Origin of the sequence: Aliiroseovarius sp. F47248L (assembly GCF_023016085.1) — a bacterium.
In the GTDB taxonomy this organism is placed as follows: Bacteria; Pseudomonadota; Alphaproteobacteria; order Rhodobacterales; family Rhodobacteraceae; genus Aliiroseovarius.
Genome location: NZ_JALKBF010000001.1, coordinates 1978465 through 1998343 on the forward strand (window position 1 = coordinate 1978465; position 19879 = coordinate 1998343).

The 19879-nt window shown below is 56.1% G+C and carries 26 protein-coding genes; 19 read left to right on the top strand and 7 right to left on the bottom strand.

Going from position 1 to position 19879, the window contains the following annotated elements; translation table 11 throughout:
- Nucleotides 1-9: 9 nt before the first annotated feature.
- The 4 genes from MWU51_RS09850 to MWU51_RS09865 all read left to right on the top strand — a co-directional run bounded on the left by MWU51_RS09850 (nucleotide 10) and on the right by MWU51_RS09865 (nucleotide 4283).
- Nucleotides 10-1956 (top strand): FkbM family methyltransferase, encoded by a 1947-nt coding sequence (locus tag MWU51_RS09850; RefSeq protein ID WP_247036830.1) that lies wholly within the window; start codon nucleotides 10-12, stop codon nucleotides 1954-1956.
- Nucleotides 1957-2205: 249 nt separating this feature from the next.
- Complete coding sequence (locus MWU51_RS09855) at nucleotides 2206-2817, top strand: autoinducer binding domain-containing protein (protein ID WP_247036836.1); 612 nt, start codon at nucleotides 2206-2208, stop codon at nucleotides 2815-2817.
- Nucleotides 2818-2874: 57 nt separating this feature from the next.
- Nucleotides 2875-3462 (top strand): acyl-homoserine-lactone synthase, encoded by a 588-nt coding sequence (locus tag MWU51_RS09860; protein ID WP_247036839.1) that lies wholly within the window; start codon nucleotides 2875-2877, stop codon nucleotides 3460-3462.
- Nucleotides 3463-3698: 236 nt separating this feature from the next.
- Nucleotides 3699-4283, top strand: a complete 585-nt coding sequence (locus MWU51_RS09865) for an outer membrane beta-barrel protein (protein WP_247036840.1) — start codon at nucleotides 3699-3701, stop codon at nucleotides 4281-4283.
- Nucleotides 4284-4385: 102 nt separating this feature from the next.
- Here MWU51_RS09865 and MWU51_RS09870 read toward each other — a convergent pair whose 3' ends face one another.
- Nucleotides 4386-6278: an acyl-CoA synthetase gene (locus MWU51_RS09870; protein WP_247036842.1), complete on the bottom strand. Its 1893-nt coding sequence runs from the start codon at nucleotides 6276-6278 to the stop codon at nucleotides 4386-4388.
- 134 nt (nucleotides 6279-6412) lie between these two features.
- Nucleotides 6413-8209 carry an ABC transporter transmembrane domain-containing protein gene (locus MWU51_RS09875; protein ID WP_247036844.1) on the bottom strand — a complete coding sequence of 599 codons (1797 nt, stop codon included), beginning with the start codon at nucleotides 8207-8209 and terminating at the stop codon, nucleotides 6413-6415.
- Between the two features lie 190 nt (nucleotides 8210-8399).
- On the opposite strand from MWU51_RS09875, the gene MWU51_RS09880 reads away from it, so the two are divergent.
- Complete coding sequence (locus MWU51_RS09880) at nucleotides 8400-8792, top strand: hypothetical protein (protein WP_247036846.1); 393 nt, start codon at nucleotides 8400-8402, stop codon at nucleotides 8790-8792.
- The gene (locus MWU51_RS09885) at nucleotides 8789-9283 is read left to right on the top strand and encodes a YdcF family protein (protein ID WP_247036848.1); all 495 of its coding nucleotides are present in this window, start codon (nucleotides 8789-8791) and stop codon (nucleotides 9281-9283) included. The genes MWU51_RS09880 and MWU51_RS09885 overlap by 4 nt, the downstream gene beginning before the upstream one ends.
- Here MWU51_RS09885 and MWU51_RS09890 read toward each other — a convergent pair.
- From MWU51_RS09890 to MWU51_RS09910, 5 genes are all read right to left on the bottom strand, one after another.
- Nucleotides 9261-9701 carry a hypothetical protein gene (locus MWU51_RS09890; RefSeq protein WP_348646733.1) on the bottom strand — a complete coding sequence of 147 codons (441 nt, stop codon included), beginning with the start codon at nucleotides 9699-9701 and terminating at the stop codon, nucleotides 9261-9263. The genes MWU51_RS09885 and MWU51_RS09890 overlap by 23 nt on opposite strands.
- A gap of 124 nt (nucleotides 9702-9825) precedes the next feature.
- Nucleotides 9826-10413, bottom strand: a complete 588-nt coding sequence (locus tag MWU51_RS09895; RefSeq protein ID WP_247036850.1) for a rhodanese-like domain-containing protein — start codon at nucleotides 10411-10413, stop codon at nucleotides 9826-9828.
- Between the two features lie 21 nt (nucleotides 10414-10434).
- On the bottom strand, nucleotides 10435-10755 hold the full coding sequence (locus MWU51_RS09900; protein ID WP_247036851.1) for an antibiotic biosynthesis monooxygenase: 321 nt from the start codon (nucleotides 10753-10755) through the stop codon (nucleotides 10435-10437).
- A gap of 107 nt (nucleotides 10756-10862) precedes the next feature.
- Complete coding sequence (locus MWU51_RS09905) at nucleotides 10863-11258, bottom strand: zf-TFIIB domain-containing protein (protein ID WP_247036852.1); 396 nt, start codon at nucleotides 11256-11258, stop codon at nucleotides 10863-10865.
- A 92-nt stretch (nucleotides 11259-11350) separates the two neighbouring features.
- Nucleotides 11351-11758 carry a universal stress protein gene (locus MWU51_RS09910; RefSeq protein WP_247036853.1) on the bottom strand — a complete coding sequence of 136 codons (408 nt, stop codon included), beginning with the start codon at nucleotides 11756-11758 and terminating at the stop codon, nucleotides 11351-11353.
- 306 nt (nucleotides 11759-12064) lie between these two features.
- Between MWU51_RS09910 and ffh the strand changes: the two genes are divergently transcribed.
- The 13 genes from ffh (at nucleotide 12065) to rpmE (ending at nucleotide 19868) form a co-directional block, all read left to right on the top strand.
- Nucleotides 12065-13561, top strand: a complete 1497-nt coding sequence (ffh, locus tag MWU51_RS09915; protein WP_247036854.1) for a signal recognition particle protein — start codon at nucleotides 12065-12067, stop codon at nucleotides 13559-13561.
- Between the two features lies 1 nt (nucleotide 13562).
- Complete coding sequence (locus MWU51_RS09920; protein WP_247036855.1) at nucleotides 13563-14126, top strand: GNAT family N-acetyltransferase; 564 nt, start codon at nucleotides 13563-13565, stop codon at nucleotides 14124-14126.
- Entirely contained in the window at nucleotides 14123-14650 is a 528-nt protein-coding gene (locus tag MWU51_RS09925) for a GNAT family N-acetyltransferase (RefSeq protein ID WP_247036857.1), read from the top strand. The genes MWU51_RS09920 and MWU51_RS09925 overlap by 4 nt, the downstream gene beginning before the upstream one ends.
- Complete coding sequence (locus MWU51_RS09930; RefSeq protein WP_247036858.1) at nucleotides 14647-14943, top strand: chorismate mutase; 297 nt, start codon at nucleotides 14647-14649, stop codon at nucleotides 14941-14943. Before MWU51_RS09925 ends, MWU51_RS09930 begins: the two co-directional genes overlap by 4 nt.
- 46 nt (nucleotides 14944-14989) lie before the next feature.
- Entirely contained in the window at nucleotides 14990-15391 is a 402-nt protein-coding gene (gene rpsP / locus MWU51_RS09935) for a 30S ribosomal protein S16 (protein ID WP_247036859.1), read from the top strand.
- A 19-nt stretch (nucleotides 15392-15410) separates the two neighbouring features.
- Nucleotides 15411-16040, top strand: a complete 630-nt coding sequence (bluB, locus tag MWU51_RS09940; protein WP_247036860.1) for a 5,6-dimethylbenzimidazole synthase — start codon at nucleotides 15411-15413, stop codon at nucleotides 16038-16040.
- A 21-nt stretch (nucleotides 16041-16061) separates the two neighbouring features.
- Complete coding sequence (locus tag MWU51_RS09945) at nucleotides 16062-16211, top strand: hypothetical protein (protein WP_247036861.1); 150 nt, start codon at nucleotides 16062-16064, stop codon at nucleotides 16209-16211.
- On the top strand, nucleotides 16208-16720 hold the full coding sequence (gene rimM / locus MWU51_RS09950; protein WP_247036862.1) for a ribosome maturation factor RimM: 513 nt from the start codon (nucleotides 16208-16210) through the stop codon (nucleotides 16718-16720). Before MWU51_RS09945 ends, rimM begins: the two co-directional genes overlap by 4 nt.
- On the top strand, nucleotides 16717-17523 hold the full coding sequence (locus MWU51_RS09955) for a hypothetical protein (RefSeq protein ID WP_247036863.1): 807 nt from the start codon (nucleotides 16717-16719) through the stop codon (nucleotides 17521-17523). Before rimM ends, MWU51_RS09955 begins: the two co-directional genes overlap by 4 nt.
- Nucleotides 17524-17620: 97 nt before the next feature.
- Nucleotides 17621-18427 (top strand): tRNA (guanosine(37)-N1)-methyltransferase TrmD, encoded by an 807-nt coding sequence (gene trmD, locus MWU51_RS09960; RefSeq protein ID WP_247038799.1) that lies wholly within the window; start codon nucleotides 17621-17623, stop codon nucleotides 18425-18427.
- Nucleotides 18428-18754: 327 nt separating this feature from the next.
- Nucleotides 18755-18922 (top strand): hypothetical protein, encoded by a 168-nt coding sequence (locus tag MWU51_RS09965; RefSeq protein WP_247036864.1) that lies wholly within the window; start codon nucleotides 18755-18757, stop codon nucleotides 18920-18922.
- A gap of 338 nt (nucleotides 18923-19260) precedes the next feature.
- Nucleotides 19261-19635 carry a 50S ribosomal protein L19 gene (gene rplS / locus MWU51_RS09970; RefSeq protein ID WP_247036865.1) on the top strand — a complete coding sequence of 125 codons (375 nt, stop codon included), beginning with the start codon at nucleotides 19261-19263 and terminating at the stop codon, nucleotides 19633-19635.
- An 11-nt stretch (nucleotides 19636-19646) separates the two neighbouring features.
- Entirely contained in the window at nucleotides 19647-19868 is a 222-nt protein-coding gene (gene rpmE, locus MWU51_RS09975) for a 50S ribosomal protein L31 (protein WP_247036866.1), read from the top strand.
- Nucleotides 19869-19879 lie beyond the last annotated feature (11 nt).

Sequence of the window (19879 nt, forward strand, 5' to 3'; positions counted from 1 at the left end):
GAGTTCTTCATGGTTGATGCCCCCTCCATTCAAACAAAGTCCGATAGCCCACACCCGAAAGTGGTTGCGACCATCAATGGGGTTGATGTCCTTAAGGCACCTCATCTGAAGCCTGCGATCCTGCGCCGAATCCGCAGCGGTGAATATGAACGCCCAGAGGTCGAGTTCGGACTTGCCAATCTGAGGCCGGGTGATCGAATCCTTGAGTTGGGTGCGGGCTCGGGCATTGTTGGGTCCGTGTTCGCCAAGAACATCCGGGACATTGAACTACGATCATTTGAAGCCAATCCGGACCTAATCGAACATATTCGCATGATCTATGCGCATAATCAGTTGGATGCGGTCGCATCGGTCACGAACAGGATCGTGGTGACTGGACAGGACCAGCCGGACCATATGGATTTTCACGTTCGGACCAATTTCCTGGGATCACGCTTGTCCGGGGAAAACAACGAACCCGAAGCGCGTCGGATCAGGGTCGAAACCAGACACTATGACGATATTTCAAATGACTTCCCTCACAATGTCCTAATCATGGATATTGAGGGTGGTGAACTGGATTTCCTGACCGGAGCCAACCTTTCTGATGTTGAGTTGGTCATGCTTGAATTGCACCCGAAGGTCTATGGCTTGGAAGGTCGAAAACAGATTTTCACGCTGTTGAAAGCCAAGGGATTTGAGCTGGATCGCACGACATCCAAAGGGCAGGTGGCGTCATTCAAGCGGCCCGAAAGGTTGAAGCTCCAACCTGATTATTCACAGATCAGCAGTGGACCAACTCAGCAGCAAAGCTATGACCTCGACCCCCACAGGGCTCTGGCAGAAGGTATCATTACGAAAAAGAACGCCGTGCTTGCCAAGACGCCCCGAAGCCAGGGTCATCAGATTGCCGCGTCGGTTTTTGATCAGCATCGCAATCAGGTGCCTGAAGCGACCTGCTGGTTAACTCACCAAAAGCCGGCCACGACCTTTCGTTCTCATCCACGGCGCAACAGGATCAAGACACTGGAAGGGACTTGGTTGTTTGGTGGGCGTTTCAACCCACACTTCGGGCATTTTCTGACGGAAACCTTCGCTCGGTTGTGGGCATTGGACCACGTTTCGCATCCGCTTGATGGTGTGCTTTTCTTCCCGACCTACAACGATCACAAGGACAGCGCGGCCGGTATGTTTTCGAACCTGTCAAAGGTGATGGATGTCGACGTCAAGTTCAAGATTTGCGACGAGTTTTACCGCGTGGAAAAACTTGTCATTCCGCCACAGGGAAACGGGCTTGGGCGGCTTATGCTATCTTCCCCCGAGATGCGCGAGTTCATCAAAAGGCATATCAGACGCGATTTCGAGCCGACGCCGCATAGAAAACTCTACATCTCTCGGTCTGGTCAGTTTGACAAGTTGGGCCGCATTTTCCTGGGGGAACACACCCTGGAAACGCTCTTGCAAGACGAGGGGTATACGATCTTCCATCCTCAAGATCATTCTTGGGAGGATCAGTTGCGTCACTACATGTCGGCAACGCATATCCTTGGTCCGGATGGAAGCCCGTTTCATTTGGTTAATTTCACGGGGCGTTCTGATCTATCTGTTGGTGTCGTCCAGCGTCGTCCGGGACATGATGCCAGGCACATGGCGCAACAAGGGCGGCTTTATGGGGTGAACAACACCGTGGCGATCTCGCATCTTGGGCGGTTCTGGGCACGGTCCGGCGATCGACGTGCGGGATTCACGTTGGTCAGTGAACTTCGTTTGGCACCATTGTGTGAAGACCTGAAATCACGTGGTTTCATCAGCCTAAAAGCTGACTGGCAAAACCTGAGTGACGCAGAGTTGCAGGCGTCACTTCAATCCATCGCCGAAGCGACCCAGGCCGACTTCAGACCTGTTTCAAATGCGAACGAGTCTTTGGCGAGCTTTCCTCAGCTTGCCGCACCCGGTCAACCCACTGTGTTCATGTGACGCGCATAGGACATCTAATGCTGTGCTATACGCGCCGTGTGCCGCTATTGTTCGCATAGGGGCAACAGTGGGGCAACAATAAACAACCCTAGATTGATCGCCCCGACCAATTTTTTGCTAAGGCTTGCATCCGCTTTTGATCGGTGACAGCTTGACGTGCCAAGGTTTTGCGACACATTTACAGATTGTTTCGCGTTCTCTTGTGCAATTTAGGGTTGTGTTTCTCTTCGGTGTAACCAAAATTTAACCATGAGCCGGAATCAAGCGATCGACTCGCTGCTGAATGAATTGGGACCTATGGCCTCGGCGGGATATTTCGTCGGGCTGCACATTCGTTTTGCCGCCCCCCTCTTGACCTTCCAAACATACCCACAAACCTGGTCCGATCATTACACACGCAATGCCTATGCGCTGCGTGACCCAATGATCGCCTGGGGCATATCGCGCACTGGTGCCACACGCTGGAGCGATATTGACCTGCCCGATCCGTTCGGCATCTTGAAAGATGCCGCACGTCATGGGCTGGTCTATGGCGTCTGCGTGTCCTGTGGCGAAATCTCGTCACGGACAGTTGCAGGTTTGGCCCGGGCTGACCGGGAATTCACCGATGAAGAGATTGCCGCGATCAGCGGTGTCGTGCTTCGGCTTCACCATGTTTCACAACCCCCCGATACGCTGACAAAAGCCGAGATCGAGGCACTTCAGGTGCTAGCATCCGGCGAACGTTATGCGGCCGGTGCGGTTGTGCTGGGTATCTCGGAAAGTGCGTTGAAAGCGCGACTGTCCTCTGCCCGTAAGAAGTTATTTGCACGCACCTCGGCCGAGGCCATCCAAAGAGCTAAGGACTACCGTCTAATCTAGACCCGGCTGTCGCCTGAGCGTGCTTCCCGTTTTTTTGCAACCAAACTGGAGGATGTCATGCAGACGACCACACTTTCTTTCGCCAATCTACACAACCATGGCGAGTTATTTGCCAATCTACTTCGCGCTAGACGGCAAAGTTTTATCATTCAGAACCGCTGGGACCTTCCCGAGGCTCTGGGAATGGAGTTTGACCAGTACGACACACCGGCCAGCCGCTGGGTGGCAGTCCATGAATTTGGCCGTGTTCTGGCAGGCATACGACTGACGCCAACCACGGCGCGGTGCGGTATCTACACCTATATGATCCGAGATGCGCAGTTGGGGCTGCTCGAATCCATCCCTTCGGATCTGCTGTTTGAAGAAGCGCCTGTCGCCGAAAACATCTGGGAAAGCAGCCGCGTTTTCGTAGCACATGATACGCCGCAACGGGTGCGCCGGCTTGTCCACGGGCATCTGATTTCCGAGATGACGAAATCGGCCCGTGACCTGGGGGCAACCCGTGTTCTGGGGCTGATCCCGGCCAACTGGCCCCGTTGGGCCAAGCGGTTGGGGTTGGACACCAGCGCAGCCGGCCGGGTGATGGAAATCGACGGAATTGACAATCAGGTCGTGTCTATCGACCTGTCTGGCAAGCTGCACTGACCGAGCACCCCCCCCCGCAGCCACGCAAACAAAATCGGTGAATAGGGCGCGACAACCGCGCCCTGTTCACCATATCGGCAAGGATCGACCGACCAATCAGGTCGTTTGGCAATACCTCGCCACCGAGGCGCGACACGCGGCCTCACCCTCTTCCATCCCGCCCTTCTGCACCTAAATGTGATCCAGAGGCACCTAAGCCTCGTATTAGGGCCATATCAAACGAGAGGATGGAACATATGTTGAAGACGTTTTCTTATACAACCGCAGTCATTGCGCTGTCTGCCTCGACTGCACTTGCTGGTAGCATGGCAGATCCCACGCCAGAGCCGACAATCGCCTATACTCCCGCTCCCGCCGCAACACCTGATTGGACCGGTGCATATATCGGTGCTCAAATCGGGTATGCCGATGTTGGCACCACTGCCGCTGGAATTGAAGGCGACGGCGTCATTGGCGGTTTGACGGCTGGTTACGATTTTGACATGGGCAACTGGGTTGCCGGTGTTGGAATTGACTATGACTGGGCCGATGTGGATCTTGCTGGAGCTGCCACGCTCGAAAACGTGCTACGCGTTAAAGCGCGTGGTGGTTACAAGATGGGCAACGGTCTGGTTTACGCGACCGCCGGGTATGCCAACGCCTATACCGACACGTTGGGCGACAGCGACGGCTATTTCGTTGGCGCGGGCTATGAACATCGTGTCACCAGTTCGTTCAATCTGGGCGCAGAAGTCCTGTATCACGAATTCGCTGACTTTAACGGCAGCGGCATCGACGTTGATGCGACCACGGTTCAGTTGCGCGGCACATTCCGCTTCTAAACAAGTGCACCTCTGACAAAACAATGGCGCGCCACACCGGCGCGCCATTTTTAATTTCAACTTATGACATCTGCATTGGCTGAGGTCTCGTGAAAGGTAGGCTCAGTCCATCCATTCGAACGGACGGGTAAATTCACCCAGACACTGCGCCACGGCCTCGTGATCCACGTCCCCCGTTGCGCGCAGTCGTGCGACCAACCCGCGTTTCTTGTCGTCGATTACTTCAACAACGTGAGCCGCATGTCCTGCATCTTCCAGCGCCTTGTCATAAACGCGGGTTATCGCAGATTTGCGCAGGTCAGGCTTAAAGACTTTACCAACTGCGGTCTTGGGCAACTCGTCCAAGATCTCGATATGCTTGGGCAGCGCGGCTTTCTCATGGATGTGCTTCTTAGCATAGGCCATCAACTCGTCCGTAGTGGCTGTCGCACCGCCAACCAGCTCCACATAGGCACACGGCAATTCACCAGAATAACTGTCAGGCTGACCGATGGCACCCACAAAGGCGACCGCATCGTGACCGGCCAGAACCTCTTCAATCTCGGCGGGGTCGATATTATGACCACCCCGGATGATCAGATCCTTGGCACGACCTGTGATCCATAGATAACCGTCTTCATCCAGTCGCCCCAGATCGCCCGTACGCAAATAGGTACCTTGAGCGAAGAGGCCCGTGTTCTTAGCCTCTTCCGTATAGGTGTTGCCGGCAAATACACCGGGGTTGGACAGGCAGATCTCGCCAACCTCGTCCACCTCATGCTCCTTCAGGACATTGCCGCTTTCATCACAAGACAGAATTTTTACGTCGGTGTAGGGAAACGGCACCCCGACTGACCCGACTTTCTTGTCACCCGTCGGCGGGTTGCAGGACACTAGGCAGGTGGCTTCCGTCAACCCATAGCCCTCGACGATTGTGACGCCGGTGGCAGAAACGAACCGATTGTAAAGCTCGATCGGCAGCGGGGCAGAGCCAGAAAACGCGGTCTTCAGCGAAGAAACATCTGCATCCACAGGGCGTTGCATCAAGGCCGATATTGCCGTTGGCACAGTGATCATAAAGCTGACTTTGTAGCGCTCGATCAGTTTCCAGAAGTTGTCGAACACACCTTCCCCACGATAGCCTGCAGGTGTTGGGTGAACGAAGTGGCTACCAGCCATCAGGACCGACATCCAGATCACATGCACGGCAAAAACGTGGAACAGTGGCAGGGGGCAAATGATTACATCGTTTTCATCGAACAGAAGGCTCGACCCAAGCCAGCCATTATAGACCATGCCGGAATACTTGTGTTGCGCCACCTTGGGCGTGCCCGTGGTTCCGCCTGTGTGGAAATAGGCCGCCACGCGATCTTCAGGCGTGTCGGTGAAATCAAGTGTTTTATTTTGGCGTGACATCTCGGTCACAAAATCCAACACACGGGCCTTATGCGCCACCGGGTTCTTGGGGCGCAGCAGCGGTACCAACCAGCTTTTCGGTGGGCTGAGATAACGGTTCAGGTCGATCTCAAGCACGGTGTGAATATCGGGGGCCATCGCCACCGACTTGGCCGCCAGTTGCGCAACTTCGGATTTCGGGAAAGATCTTAGCGTGACCAACACTTTGGCCCCGGTTTCACGCAGGATACCAGACACTTGCTCGGCATCCAGAAGCGGGTTGATTGGGTTGACGATACCCGCGATGCCACCCCCCATCAGGGTGTAAATCGTCTCATTACAGTTGGGCAAAAGGAAGGCGACGACATCCTTTTCGCCTATTCCTAGCGACCGAAACAGGTTTGCCGCCTGACAGGACCGATCAAGCATATGCTGCCATGTGACGGTTTCCTTGGCGTCCGTTGGTCCCGATGTCAGTTGATACGATGCCGCAGGCCGATCCGGGAAGTTCTTCGCCGTCCTTTCCAACATTTGATATAGCGTAACAGGCTTGTCGCGCGCATCCCAACTCATCTCGGCTTCGACCGCATTACGATCTTTCATCGAGCCAAAATCATACATTCTTATTCCTCCCCTGCACCCGTAACAACGGGCGGTCGTTTGATCACAAGAATGCGGTCAAAACACATGCCCCGCAAGTGTGACGTGACGTGGCGACTTTGGGTGACGCAAGGAGAGGTTTGCCGGTGAATGATTCAGGCCATGCCTTCGGTAAACTGCAAACGCGCGAGACGGGCATAAAGGCCATCCTGAGCCACCAGCTCGTCATGTGTGCCTTGGGCCACGATGCGGCCTTCGTCAAAGACGACAATGCGATCAGCCTTTTTCACTGTTGCTAACCGGTGGGCTACAATCAAAGTCGTGCGCCCTTGGGCCAGTTCGTCCACCGCCTGTTGAACCAAACGTTCGCTTTCGGCATCAAGTGCCGATGTGGCCTCGTCCAGCAATAGGATCGGTGCATCGCGCAGTATCGCGCGAGCTATGGCAATGCGCTGCTTTTGCCCACCCGACAACATCACGCCGCGTTCGCCTACATAGGTGTCGTAACCTTCGGGCAGACGCTCCAGAAACTCATGGGCGGCCGCGGCGCGGGCAGCGGCTTCGACCTCGGTATCCGTCGCATCGGGACGACCAAACCGGATGTTCTCACGCGCAGAGGCTGCGAAGATCACCGCGTCCTGCGGCACCAGCGCCACGTATTTGCGGAACTCATCCCGGCGCATTTGGCGCAGATCGACACCATCCAGCTTCACCGCGCCGCTTTCCGGGTCATAAAACCGCTGAATCAGTTGTATGATCGTCGATTTACCTGCCCCGGACGGGCCGACCAGCGCGACCGTTTCACCCGGTGCCACGTTCAGCGAAATGCCCTCCAACGCAGCCTGATTGGGGCGTGCGGGATAATGGAAGGTGACATCTTCGAATGCAATCTCGCCTTTCGGACGCTCGGTAATGGCAATCGGGTTCGTGGGATCTTTCACCGCGTCTTCGGCATTCAGAAGTTCGACCAGACGCTCGGTGGCGCCTGCGGCGCGTTGCAATTCGCTCCAGATCTCGGACAGCGCACCGACAGCACCGGCAACCATCACCGAATAGATCACGAACTGAACCAGCGCCCCGATCGAGATATTGCCCGCCGTCACGTCGCGCATCCCGATCCAAAGCACGCCCACAACGCCTGAGAAAATGAGCGATATCACGATCACTGTCATCACGGCACGGGTGCCAATCCGGCGTTTGGCCGAAATGAAACTTTCCTCGGTCAGCCCGGAAAACTCGCCACGGCTCAGGTCTTCGTGGGTGAAGGCTTGCACGGTCTGGACGGACAACAATGCCTCGGATGCATTGCCCGAGCTTTTAGCGATCCATTCCTGGTTCTCGCGACCCAGCACACGCAAACGTCGGCCCAGAACAATGATCGGCACGATCACAATCGGCACAATCAACAGAACCAGTCCCGTCAGCTTGGCTGATGTAAGCAACATCAGGACCATACCGCCTAAAAAGATAAAGACGTTGCGCAAGGCTACCGAAACGGACGACCCGATCACCGACAGGATCAGCGTGGTATCAGTGGTGATGCGGCTCAGCACCTCGCCAGTCATGATGTTTTCATAGAAAGACGGGCTCATCCCGACCACACGGTCAAAGACCGCTTTGCGAATATCGGCCACGACCCGTTCACCCAACCGCGTCACTAGGTAATAGCGCAGCCCGGTCCCCAGGGCGAGCAAGCTGGCAACCACTAGAGCCGCCAGAAAATACTTATCGAGCAGTTGCGTGGTGGCTTCCCCAAACCCATCCACGACCCGGCGCACTGCAATTGGCAGGATCAGCGAAATGCCCGCAGTGAACACCAGCGCGCAAAACGCCGCCAATATCCAGATCCGATAGGGCAGCATGAACGGCCACAACCCGGACAGTGCACCGATGCGTTTGGATTTCTCGCGCTCGTCCATTTCAACGCTGGACGCCCCTGCCTGTCTTGCCATATGACCCGCTCCTTTCGGGCAGAGATAGCCGGGCTCGGCGCAGCGCACAAGCCGAACTGCGGTTCTGGATTGTCGCAGATTGGGCAGGCGGCTTGCATTCAACGAAATGTGTGAAGGGTCGGCCTTTCAAATATCTGCAGCTGAATGTTATGATCGGCTGGTCCAATTGGCCGACAGAGGATCGCGCTTTATGTTATTTCTCCACCGTATCCCGGCAATGTCAGGCCTTGTTCTTGCGCTGGGTCTAACGGGATGTGCAACGCCGCAACAACGCTGCATCGCCGGGGCAACCGCCGAGTATCACACACTGCAAGCCCAGATCAAAACGGCCGAGACCAACATAGCGCGCGGCTATGCGCTGCATCGGCAATCCATTCCCATCACCAACACGCGCGTATGCTATGATAGCAACAAGAAACCTTATACCTGTCATCGGACAGCATTTCGCCAAATTGAAACGCCCGTCTCCATCGATATTGGGAATGAAAAAGCCAAGCTGGCAAGTTTGAAAAAGAAGCTCGCGACAGCGCAGCGCAAAGCGGTTGCGGGCACCAAAACCTGCCGTCAAACCTATCCCGAATGACCGGCGTCGCCATTGTTCTGGGGGCAGCAGTGCGGCCAGACGGGTCGCCCTCACCTGCCCTTCAGCGGCGCGCCATGGCGGCGGCTGATCTGTATCTGCGCGGGCAGGTTGATCAGATCATCGCATCGGGTGGCGTACCCCGTGCGGGCCGCAGTGAAGCCGATGTAATCTCTGAAGTTTGCGTTCAGGCGGGGGTTCCAGCTTCCGCGATATTGATCGAAGATACGTCGCGCAACACGCTGGAAAATATCAAAAACTCGAAACCGCTTCTGCCGCCCGACGCGCAGGTCGTGCTGGTCACGGATCGCTATCATGCGTACCGTGCGCGATTGACAGCCCGCGAGTTCGGGCTAACCCCTGTCAGCGTTTCACCTGCATTGCGTCCGAACAAACTTCATAGGATCATGCGGGGATATCTCAGGGAAATCGCAGCCGTCACGCTCTATGTCCTACGCCGCGCGCAACGGTTCATTTTGCGACAGTCACCGTAAGAGATGTACCGGTATTGCCACTTCCATAGATGCGCACGAACACGGTCGCCCCGCCCTGCACCAAACGTTTCGCGGCTTGCGGATCAATGGATCCATTCATCACCATACGTTCCATGATTTTGCGATTGTTGATTGACCCAAAAAACGGGTCGAATTCATCGCCGGGTTGGCTGATCCCGAACCGATGGAAATTGGCGCGGTCCTGACGCAGAATTTGCCAGGGCTGGTTAAGCCGCCCACCGTTGGAATTGAACAGATCTGGTTGGCCGATATAGGCTACGTATGAGCCGATCAGCTCTTGCGCGCTGGCAGCAGTGCCACTGAAAGACGCCATTGCCAATCCTGCCGCCAATGCAGCAGCTGGCAAGCCAAACAGTCGTTTTCTGGCCATTCGCGCCATATCGTCACTCTTATCCATTCACCCAACTTGGGGATGTCGATGCAAAGGGTCAATGGCTGGGTTCAGATGCTGTCGCCTCTGCCCCTATTATGCAACGCAATGCATTCGACACTTCAGGGCCCCGACGTACCAGACCATGCGGCTATTGAGGATCAGACACTGTCAGCCCCAACAGGCGCCAAGCCTGCATCCCCCCACGATAATAATGGATCTTGTCTGCGGGAAATCCGGCTTCGATCATCCGTCGCGCAGCAGTGGGCGACTGACCGCACCAGTTGCCATTGCAAAACAAAGCAACAGGTTTAGCGCCCTCGCAATCGAACCCGTCAAAATCAATCTCGCACCCCAGTTCGTCCAGACGATCCGGTGCCTCGTTATAGGGGATCGAGATGGCACCGGGGATCGTGCCGCCTGCGTGATCGGCCGGCACGCGGCTATCGACCACAATCACCTCTGGGTCTTGCAGCATGTCCAGCAACTCAAGCTCACCAATCGGCGTCACACCGGGGGCGGGCACCATCGGCTGCACACAAAAATTAGGGCACGCACGAGAGGTCCGCGCCCATTCCCCGGTGATCATGTTGCTCTGATCAGGATTGCGCGAGATTTCCACCGTGCCAGATGCGGTCTCGACCGTCACTGATGGCACGTCCGGGCGAATGTTCACCCCATCCGCAAATGCAGGTGCCGCCAAAAGCGCGGCAGCAACTACGAAGATAGTCTTTTTCATTCTGTTCCCTTTCAGCACTGCTCAGTCGAAGGTTTCGAACACGTCATACATGACTGGCTCGAAGCTCTTGCACAGGGTCGCGATCACACGGTTCCGCTCGCGCATTTCGCCGGTGCGCAGCATGGCCTGAAAATCCTCGCGCCGCTTCCATTGTGAATAGTTGGCAATCCGTGTCTGCGCGTCGTTGACATGCAGACCAGCAGCTACAAATCCGGGCTGCTTTGAAATGAACTGCTGATAGGCATCGGTCAGCGCGTCCAGCAAATCCTGACAAGTGCCGGGCGTCATTTCGAACGTAGTGATAACGGTTTGATAGTCGGGGGCTTTGCTGATCTTGGGCATGGCTTCCTCCTGTTGATAAGGAAAGCCTAGTCCCTTTCACGCGTCAGATGAACATCGGATTTAGGGGTGGGCGGAAATGGCTCACCCCAGTCCGCATCATCTACCGGTTAGTCGAAGTCGAATATCTCGGACAATATCGACTTACGGCGCTTGCGTTTGTATCGCTTCGCATGGCGATAATCATCGTCATCATAGTCGTCGTCATCATCGTCATAACGATTACGTGCCCTGCGTGACGGCTTCTTGTATCGGCGATCCTCATAATCTTCCCGCCGGGCTGTGCGGGGCTCATCAGTGGTGATCGGGCCTGGCAGGTCAGGCGGATCGGCAGGCACCGGGGTCGGATCGGGATCCGGCAAAACGACAGCCGGAGTGGCCTTTTCAATTATTTTGTCCAACTCACCCCGATCTAGCCAGACACCCCGACAGTCTGGGCAATAGTCGATTTCGACGCCGTGGCGTTCCATCATCAATAGTTCAGTTCCATCAATCGGGCATTTCATATGCTGGCTCCTCCTGCCTTGCTGAACAATGATGTAGGTATGAAAAAGCGGGCCGCAAGTGCCCGCATTTCCAACAATATATGATCGGCAATCTACCGCGACACATGCACAGCGCAAGGCGCATGACGCACAACGCGGGCTGCAGTTGAGCCAAGGAAAAAGTCGGTCAAGCCCGGCCGGTGCGACGCCACGACAATGCAATCAACCCCGTGGTGCTTGGCGTAATCCACAATGGCGTGACCCGCATGACCTGAAATAACCTTGATGGCGATACCGTCTTCTCCGGCCAGTTCTTCTTTCATCCGCACCTGTAGCTCATGCACGTTTTCTTCCAACTGGCCTTCGGGCAAGTATTGGGCGACATAAGCTGGCACTTCTTCCATCACATGAAGGGCCGTGATTTTGGCCCCTTTCTCGGCGATGGCTTTCGCAATGCTCAGCGCTTCTTTGGTGTCTCGCTCATGATCCAAAGCGATCGGCACAAGGACATTTTTATACATCTTGGTGCTCCTGTGTTTAAGTGTTCCGTTTCCCCATCTGGATACGTTACCCGGTGGCGCGCAACCATGATACAGGTCAATTGGCACCACACCACCGCCCCCAGAGCAGCTTTCCTTGACAGCAAGGGGCAAGCGGTCTATTTCCGCCCCAACTCCGGGAGTCGTTATGCTTCCGGTCCCATGGCTTTTGCCGGGATCGCCCCCTGTCAGCGCGTCGCGCCCACAGGGGCGTCACTGGTTTGAAGTTTGGAAATGCGCAGCCCGTCCCTTATCTAAGGGTAAACGAAACGGCAAAGGAGCCGAGATATGTTCGAGAGCCTGTCAGATCGCCTATCCGGTGTCTTTGACCGCCTGACGAAACAGGGTGCGCTGTCCGAGGATGATGTGAAAACTGCGCTTCGTGAGGTTCGTGTGGCCTTGCTTGAGGCTGACGTTTCACTGCCTGTGGCGCGCGACTTCGTCAAGAAAGTGCAAGAACAGGCCACTGGTCAGGCCGTCACGAAGTCCGTAACGCCTGGCCAGCAGGTCGTGAAGATCGTTCATGACGCATTGGTCGAAGTTCTGACCGGCGAAGGTGAACCCGGTGCCCTGAAGATCGACAGCCCCCCCGCGCCCATCCTGATGGTCGGTCTGCAAGGCGGTGGCAAGACGACCACGACTGCCAAACTGGCAAAACGTCTGCAAGAAAAAGATGGCAAGCGCGTGTTGATGGCTTCTCTCGACGTCTATCGCCCGGCCGCCATGGACCAGTTGGCAATTTTGGGCACTCAGATCGGTGTCGACACACTACCGATCGTCCCGGGTCAAAAACCTGTCGACATTGCCAAACGCGCCAAACAGCAAGCGACGATGGGCGGCTATGACGTCTATATGCTCGACACGGCTGGCCGTTTGCACATCGACGAAGTCCTGATGGGCGAAGTCGAGCAAGTCTCGGCCGTTGTGAGCCCGCGTGAAACACTGCTTGTGGTCGATGGCCTGACCGGTCAGGTCGCGGTCGAAGTCGCGCAGGAATTTGACGACAAGGTCGGCATTTCTGGCGTGGTTCTGACACGGATGGATGGCGACGGACGTGGCGGTGCCGCCCTGTCGATGCGCGCTGTGACCGGCAAGCCGATCAAATATGTCGGCCTTGGCGAAAAGATGGACGCGCTGGAAACCTTCGAACCTGAGCGGATCGCCGGTCGTATCCTTGGCATGGGTGACATTGTTTCGCTGGTCGAAAAAGCGCAGGAAACCATCGAAGCCGAACAGGCCGAGCGCATGATGAAGCGCTTCCAAAAGGGTCAATTCAATATGAACGACCTGAAGATGCAGCTGGAACAAATGATCAAGATGGGCGGCATGCAAGGCGTCATGGGGATGATGCCGGGAATGGGCAAAATGGCCAAACAGGCTGAAGCGGCAGGCATGGACGACAAGCTGCTGAAGCAACAGATTGCCCTGATCCAGTCAATGACCAAACGCGAGCGTGCCAACCCGCAAATTCTGCAAGCCAGCCGCAAAAAACGAATTGCCGCCGGGGCCGGGATGGAAGTGTCCGAGTTGAACAAGCTTCTAAAGATGCAGCGCCAGATGGGCGACATGATGAAGAAGATGGGCAAGATGGGCAAAGGCAAGATGCTGAAACAGGCCATGTCCGGCATGTTCGGCAAAGGTGGCGGCATGCCTCCTGGTATGGATCCGTCGTCGATGGACCCGAAAGTGCTTGAACAAGCGGCTAAAGCGATGGGTGGCAAGCTGCCCGGTCTTGGTGGCGCTGGACTTCCCACCGGCCTGTCTGGATTTGGGAAGAAAAAGTAACATGATCTCGCCCGTCACTCTTCCCAGCCCCGGCGCCCATATAGCCGAAGCCGCACGCGCTACGCTTCCCGTTCTGTACACAGAACGGCTGGTGCTGCGCACGCCGATGTTGGAGGATTTCGCGGTGTTCCAACGGCTGTTCTCGTTACCTTCAGCGAAGTTCATGGGGCAGACGCTGGGTGACGAAGATATCTGGGCACAGTTTACAAATTACACCGCCGGATGGGTTCTGCGTGGTGACGGCATGTTCACCGTGAGTCACGATGACACCATTGTGGGCTTTGTCTTTGCCGGAGTCGAACCCGGCGACCAAGCCATTGAACTTGGCTTTTTCATCGCCCCAGACTCCCAACGACAGGGCTTTGCATTCGAGGCTGCCAATGCCGCCTTGGCGCATCTGCGCAGCATCGCGCCAGATCTGATCGTCAGCTATGTCGACCCGGCAAACACCGCCAGTCAAGCACTGGTCGTGAAACTTGGAGGTCAACAGACAGGCACATTGGATGGGTCGCTGGTCTTCACTTATGCGCTGGACAGTGATGGTGGCCCGGAGGCGTATTCATGACGCTTTCGCTCAACATTCCTGTTCTGACAACGGATCGCCTGATTATGCGCGCGCCGTGTGAAGCTGATTTCACAGCCGAAGCGGATTTCTATACATCAGATGCGTCCAAATTTGTTGGCGGACCGATGCCAGCCCACCGCACATGGCGGTTGCTGGCGACCATTCTGGGCCATTGGGTAATGCGCGGATACGGTTTCTGGGCCCTCGAGGACAAGGCGACAGGCACTTATCAGGGCCGCGTGGGCTTGTGGTTTCCGCATGGCTGGTCCGAACGCGAGATCGGCTGGACCTTAATGCCAAATGCGATTGGCAAGGGGTTTGCCACCGAAGCCGCGGTTGCAGCCCGGACGCATGCCTATCGCTCGCTTGGCTGGGAGACCGCGATCTCGCAGATTGATCCAAAAAACGAAGCTTCAAAAGCCGTTGCGCACCGCTTGGATGCACAATTCGAGACCATGTATGACGACCCGGAATACGGTCCGACTGAAATCTGGCGACACCCTGCCCCGGAGGACTGCCTATGACCGACGCCGTCACCCGCGCCGATGAACTTTTGAAAGAACATCGCCAGTCGATCGACCGGCTGGACGCAATCCTTGTCTATACGCTGGGCGAACGCTTCAAGCATACGCAGGCGGTTGGCAAACTGAAGGCCGAATACGACCTGCCTCCCTCGGACCCGGCGCGTGAGGCCAAACAAATCGAACGACTGGAAGACTTGGCACGCCTTGCCGATCTGGATCCCGAATTCGCCAAAGAATTCCTGAACTTCATCATTGATGAGGTCATCAGGCATCACAAGAAACACCAAGAATGACTGGGGCCAAGCCCTGCTCAAATAGCTAGAAAAAAGGAAAACTCTCATGGCTATGAAAATTCGTCTCGCCCGTGGCGGCTCGAAAAAACGTCCCTTCTATCGCGTTGTTGCAACCGACTCGCGCATGCCGCGCGATGGCCGCTTCATCGAAAAACTGGGCACCTACAACCCGCTTCTGCCGAAAGATTCGGAAGAGCGTGTAAAGCTGGACATGGAGCGCGTTCAGTACTGGTTGGATCAAGGCGCACAGCCGTCCGACCGCGTATCGCGCTTCTTGGAAGCCGCTGGCGTGCTTGAGAAAAAAGAGCGTGCGAACCTGAAAAAAGGTGTTCCCGGCAAGAAAGCCCAGGAACGTGTGCAGGAAAAAGCCGACAAGGCTGCTGCCGCTGCCGAAGCCGCCGCTGCACCTGCTGAAGAGCCTGCAGAAGAAGCAGCTTCGGAAGAGTAATCTTCCAATAGGATCTGACATGCACACCTTTACAAAGGCGTTTCAGTCGGATCTTGAAGATCTGATGCGTTGGCGGCGCGACGTGCGCCGCTTTCGCACCGATCCAGTGGACGAGGCGCTCCTGCAAGAGTGCCTCGACGCGTTTTTGTTAGCCCCATCTGTGGGGCTGTCAGAACCATGGCGGGTGATCCGTGTGGAAAGCAATGCGGCCCGTGCTGCAGTGCTGGACAATTTCACGGATAGGAATGACGACGCTTTGTGCGGCTATTCGGGCGAAAGGGCCAAGCTCTATGCTGGGCTGAAACTGTCAGGGATGCAAGATGCCCCCGTCCAACTGGCGGTGTTCAGCGATGAGGTGACCCCGAAAGGCGCAGGCCTTGGCACGGGCACCATGCCCGAAATGCGCCGCTATTCGGTTGTGTCTGCAATCATGCTGTTTTGGCTTGCTGTGCGTGCCCGCGGCCTTGGGTTGGGCTGGGTGTCAATCCTTGACCCTGTCCAGTTATGCCAAGACCTTGACGTCCCGGCTGACTGGCGACTGATTGGCTATTTCTGTCTGGGCTGGCCTGAAACGGTTGACGACAGCCCCGAACTTGAACATGCGGGCTGGGAAGTGCGACGCGGCACCCTTCCCCTCGAAACGCGCTGACATCCACCGAGGAGTTGTTCCATGGGTTTGCTATTTCGTCCCTTTCGGTTGATCCTGATCGTCGGTGCCGGGTTTCTTGCCGGGTTACTGTTTGAACGAAACTCGATGACGGACCGCTGCCTTGATCGGGGTGGTGCCGTTGATCGGGGCATTTGCGTAGGTGTGAAATGAACGAAGATCGAATTTGCGTGGGTGCGATTGCAGGTGCTTTTGGTGTCAAAGGCGAAGTGCGCGTAAAAAGCTTCTGTGCCGACCCGGAGGCCATTGGCGACTATAGCCCGTTATGGTCCGAAGACGGCGCGCGCCAGTTTGTGTTGAAGTTGGATCGCCCGATTAAAAACGGCTTTGCTGCCCGGATCGACGGCGTGCGCACCAAAGAAGAAGCAGACGCCCTGAAAGGCAAAAGGCTGTTTGCCGACCGCGACGCGCTACCGACGCTGCCCGACGACGAATATTATCACGCTGACCTGATTGGATTGACCGTTCTGGACACAGGCGGCCGTGAACTTGGCCGTGTTTCTGCAGTACACAATCACGGCGCCAGCGATGTGCTGGAGGTGCAAGGTCCCGGCCTGAAAACCGGTGCGCTTCTACCCTTCACATTAGAGGCCGTGCCGACCGTTGATCTGGCATCAGGCCGGATTATTGCTGATCCGCCCCAAGGTGTCTTCCCGGAATGATACATGTTATCGTCCATGCCGGGTTTCACAAAACCGGCACGACAAGCCTTCAGGATTTCCTCTGCCAAAACCGTCCTGCCCTGTCGCCTTTTTTCGACTATTATGGCCAACGGGAGTTCATGAATGCAGGCGCCGCCGCACGGCTGTATGCGCAACGACCCTTTCCGCATCGCTTGTATCTGTTTCGAAAGGCATTTCGCACATTCCTGGCCTCGATCCCCGATCACGACGTCATTATCCTGTCGCGCGAAAGTTTCTCGGGGGGGATGCCGGGCCATCGAATGCTGGGTAGGCGGATGATCACTTCATATCTTCCCGCTGCCCAGAAACTTGCCCGAACCATCGTGAAAGAACTGCGCCTTCGCTTTGGTGCCGATGTCACGATCACTTTCTTCTACACCACCCGCGAGCGCGAGGATTGGCTTAGGTCCGTGCATGGACACCTGCTGCGCTCGATCCGTCTGACCGATGATTACGAGACATTTCGTGCTCGCTTTCCATCGGATATCGCACCAGTCAACCAAGCACGTAATATGGCCAAGGCATTATCACCCATCCCGGTTGTGACAGCAGCATTGGAGGATCACATAAACAACCCCAACGGTCTGGCCACTGCGTTGCTGAACCTTGCACAAGTGCCTGATTCTGTGCAGGTGGACTTGACCCCCGCACCACATGCGAACCGTGGGCAGGGCAAGGGGCTTCGCGAGTCATTTCTGGCGCTGAACCGTCAAGGGCTTTCAAAGTCAGAGTTGAAGGCACAAAAAGAACTCCTGCTATCTCCCCACCGTCGCACGCCTTGACTTCCCACCCTCACCGAAACCCGGTATGGGAGGCGCCATGACGGACAAACCAAAACCTTCGGCAACCGAAGCAAGCGCAGGCCCCAAAGCGCGTGTCATGAAATCGCATGGCAAAATCGCGGTCTCGGCATCGTTTAAACCACGCGCGTTAATGACCGAAACGCCACGATTTGCCGGGGTCTGGACCGCCAAGATCATCACCCTTTTCCCTTCAGCTTTTCCCGGTGTGCTGGGCGAAAGCCTGACGGGGCGGGCGTTAAAGGATGGATTATGGGCGCTTGAACCGATTGACCTGCGCCCATTTGGCGAAGGCAGACACCGCAATGTGGATGATACGCCTGCGGGTGGTGGCGCGGGCATGGTGCTGCGTGCCGATGTTTTGGGTAAAGCGATAGATATAGCCCAATCTGGCGTGTCCAGCGACCGCGCAAAGTGGCCGATCCTTTACATGTCGCCACGCGGCAAGCCGCTTGATCAGGCGATGGCGCGCCGCCTCGCCACCTGCGACGGCCTAACCATCCTGTGCGGGCGTTTCGAGGGCGTCGATGAACGGGTAATCGAGGAATACCGGATTGAGGAGGTCAGTTTGGGCGATTTCGTCCTGACCGGGGGTGAGATTGCAGCGCAAGCCCTGCTTGATGCCACGGTGCGATTGTTGCCCGGTGTTTTAGGCAACGAAGCGTCGACCGAAGAGGAAAGCTTTTCTGCCGGGCTGCTGGAGCATCCGCAATACACCCGCCCTGCCGAGTGGCGGGGCCGTACCATCCCCGAGGTCCTGACATCGGGGCATCACGGTCGGATCGCTGATTGGCGTCGCAACATGAGCGAACAACTCACACGCGAGCGCAGGCCGGATCTGTGGGAATCATTGCGGCGAAAACGAGACGAAGACGGGGCTGATTGACTGGTTTTGTCCAATTTCAATCATGGCTTTTTTGTGACTTTGTTTCGAAAAGTGTAACTGTCCGAAAATTCGTCCTTAACTGTTTCTAAAATCTCATGAAACACGCGACTTATACCCTTTTGCACTCGCTATATATGGGGAACCGAGAAAGGTGAATTTGTGTCATTTGTTGGGCGTGCGACGTTTAATCAACGATAGACCGAAACCACCATTTGAAGAGATACCGCAAACCTTCGCGACCATCTTTCTTAATCTCTTTTCGATTGAAAACAGTTTGTGAACTTCGAACTCTGAACGACCGGATGACGGCAAAGAAAGGTGAACGACATGGAACTCTTGATCACTGCAAAACAGAACCGCATCAACGCACTGAGCGCCCTTGCGAAAAAGAAGCGTGCGGCGTGCACCCCGCGCCCTTCGGCTGAGCAAAAACGTCTTATCCCGATGTTCCGCTCAGCGCGCAACGCAATTTCGGCACCCCTCGTCCTCGTCTGACGAACTCCACTCACGGACGCCGAAACGAAGGAAGCCGCACCGTACCCCCGGTGCGGCTTCCGCCTTCTTTAAAGTGGCCGCTTTGCCCAGCGCCATTGGCCTTGATCTGCGGGCGCATTCCTCCTATACACCGCCCGTCTGCCACTCTTCCGAGTCGCGCGGGGGTTTTTCATTTGGGGTGATGCTTTCTTCTGCATTCCACAGCCCGGCTGAAGAACGGAAAAAGAAACGACGGACGACCTCCTGCGGGCGCATGTGCGGACCCGGTGAAGACAAGGAGCTCTTGTACGGCAGCTAACTTTGCGGACCAACCGCAAGCATAGATAGGAGATGGTCAGATGAACCTGATCGCAGAGCTTGAGGCGGAACAAGTTGCCGCCCTGGGAAAAGATATTCCCGATTTCAAAGCCGGTGACACCATCCGTGTCGGCTTTAAAGTGACCGAAGGGTCACGCACCCGTGTTCAGAACTACGAAGGCGTTTGCATCAGCCGTAAGAACGGTGCAGGCATTGCCGGATCGTTCACCGTGCGCAAGATTTCTTTTGGTGAAGGCGTGGAGCGTGTGTTCCCCCTGCATTCGACAAACATCGACAGCATCACCGTCGTTCGCCGTGGTCGCGTACGTCGTGCGAAAATGTACTACCTGCGGACGCGTCGTGGTAAGTCAGCTCGTATCGCAGAAGATGCCAACTACAAAGCCAAGAAAGCATAAGGAGCGTCGTTATGAAAAAGGATATCCATCCCGACTACCACATGATCGACGTCAAAATGACCGACGGCACGATCGTGCAGATGAAATCGACCTGGGGCGCAGAAGGCGACACCCTGGCACTGGACATCGACCCCACCGCTCACCCCGCGTGGAACGGCGGCAGCTCGCGCCTGCTGGACACTGGCGGTCGCGTGTCAAAGTTCAAATCGAAATACGAAGGGTTCGGCTTCTAAGCCCAACCTCG

Excerpts from the sequence above, each read along its gene's own strand:
- MWU51_RS09885 (WP_247036848.1), top strand. The coding sequence starts at position 8,789 with ATGACCGGCGTCGCCATTGTTCTGGGGGCAGCAGTGCGGCCAGACGGG.
- trmD (WP_247038799.1), top strand. The coding sequence starts at position 17,621 with ATGAAATCGCATGGCAAAATCGCGGTCTCGGCATCGTTTAAACCACGC.
- rpmE (WP_247036866.1), top strand. The coding sequence starts at position 19,647 with ATGAAAAAGGATATCCATCCCGACTACCACATGATCGACGTCAAAATG.
- MWU51_RS09870 (WP_247036842.1), bottom strand. The coding sequence starts at position 6,278 with ATGTATGATTTTGGCTCGATGAAAGATCGTAATGCGGTCGAAGCCGAG.
- MWU51_RS09900 (WP_247036851.1), bottom strand. The coding sequence starts at position 10,755 with ATGCCCAAGATCAGCAAAGCCCCCGACTATCAAACCGTTATCACTACG.
- MWU51_RS09905 (WP_247036852.1), bottom strand. The coding sequence starts at position 11,258 with ATGAAATGCCCGATTGATGGAACTGAACTATTGATGATGGAACGCCAC.
- MWU51_RS09860 (WP_247036839.1), top strand. The coding sequence starts at position 2,875 with ATGCAGACGACCACACTTTCTTTCGCCAATCTACACAACCATGGCGAG.
- rpsP (WP_247036859.1), top strand. The coding sequence starts at position 14,990 with ATGGCTATGAAAATTCGTCTCGCCCGTGGCGGCTCGAAAAAACGTCCC.
- bluB (WP_247036860.1), top strand. The coding sequence starts at position 15,411 with ATGCACACCTTTACAAAGGCGTTTCAGTCGGATCTTGAAGATCTGATG.
- rimM (WP_247036862.1), top strand. The coding sequence starts at position 16,208 with ATGAACGAAGATCGAATTTGCGTGGGTGCGATTGCAGGTGCTTTTGGT.
- ffh (WP_247036854.1), top strand. The coding sequence starts at position 12,065 with ATGTTCGAGAGCCTGTCAGATCGCCTATCCGGTGTCTTTGACCGCCTG.
- MWU51_RS09945 (WP_247036861.1), top strand. The coding sequence starts at position 16,062 with ATGGGTTTGCTATTTCGTCCCTTTCGGTTGATCCTGATCGTCGGTGCC.
- MWU51_RS09865 (WP_247036840.1), top strand. The coding sequence starts at position 3,699 with ATGTTGAAGACGTTTTCTTATACAACCGCAGTCATTGCGCTGTCTGCC.
- MWU51_RS09890 (WP_348646733.1), bottom strand. The coding sequence starts at position 9,701 with ATGGATAAGAGTGACGATATGGCGCGAATGGCCAGAAAACGACTGTTT.
- rplS (WP_247036865.1), top strand. The coding sequence starts at position 19,261 with ATGAACCTGATCGCAGAGCTTGAGGCGGAACAAGTTGCCGCCCTGGGA.
- MWU51_RS09850 (WP_247036830.1), top strand. The coding sequence starts at position 10 with ATGGTTGATGCCCCCTCCATTCAAACAAAGTCCGATAGCCCACACCCG.
- MWU51_RS09895 (WP_247036850.1), bottom strand. The coding sequence starts at position 10,413 with ATGAAAAAGACTATCTTCGTAGTTGCTGCCGCGCTTTTGGCGGCACCT.
- MWU51_RS09880 (WP_247036846.1), top strand. The coding sequence starts at position 8,400 with ATGTTATTTCTCCACCGTATCCCGGCAATGTCAGGCCTTGTTCTTGCG.
- MWU51_RS09910 (WP_247036853.1), bottom strand. The coding sequence starts at position 11,758 with ATGTATAAAAATGTCCTTGTGCCGATCGCTTTGGATCATGAGCGAGAC.
- MWU51_RS09875 (WP_247036844.1), bottom strand. The coding sequence starts at position 8,209 with ATGGCAAGACAGGCAGGGGCGTCCAGCGTTGAAATGGACGAGCGCGAG.
- MWU51_RS09955 (WP_247036863.1), top strand. The coding sequence starts at position 16,717 with ATGATACATGTTATCGTCCATGCCGGGTTTCACAAAACCGGCACGACA.
- MWU51_RS09965 (WP_247036864.1), top strand. The coding sequence starts at position 18,755 with ATGGAACTCTTGATCACTGCAAAACAGAACCGCATCAACGCACTGAGC.
- MWU51_RS09930 (WP_247036858.1), top strand. The coding sequence starts at position 14,647 with ATGACCGACGCCGTCACCCGCGCCGATGAACTTTTGAAAGAACATCGC.
- MWU51_RS09925 (WP_247036857.1), top strand. The coding sequence starts at position 14,123 with ATGACGCTTTCGCTCAACATTCCTGTTCTGACAACGGATCGCCTGATT.
- MWU51_RS09855 (WP_247036836.1), top strand. The coding sequence starts at position 2,206 with ATGAGCCGGAATCAAGCGATCGACTCGCTGCTGAATGAATTGGGACCT.
- MWU51_RS09920 (WP_247036855.1), top strand. The coding sequence starts at position 13,563 with ATGATCTCGCCCGTCACTCTTCCCAGCCCCGGCGCCCATATAGCCGAA.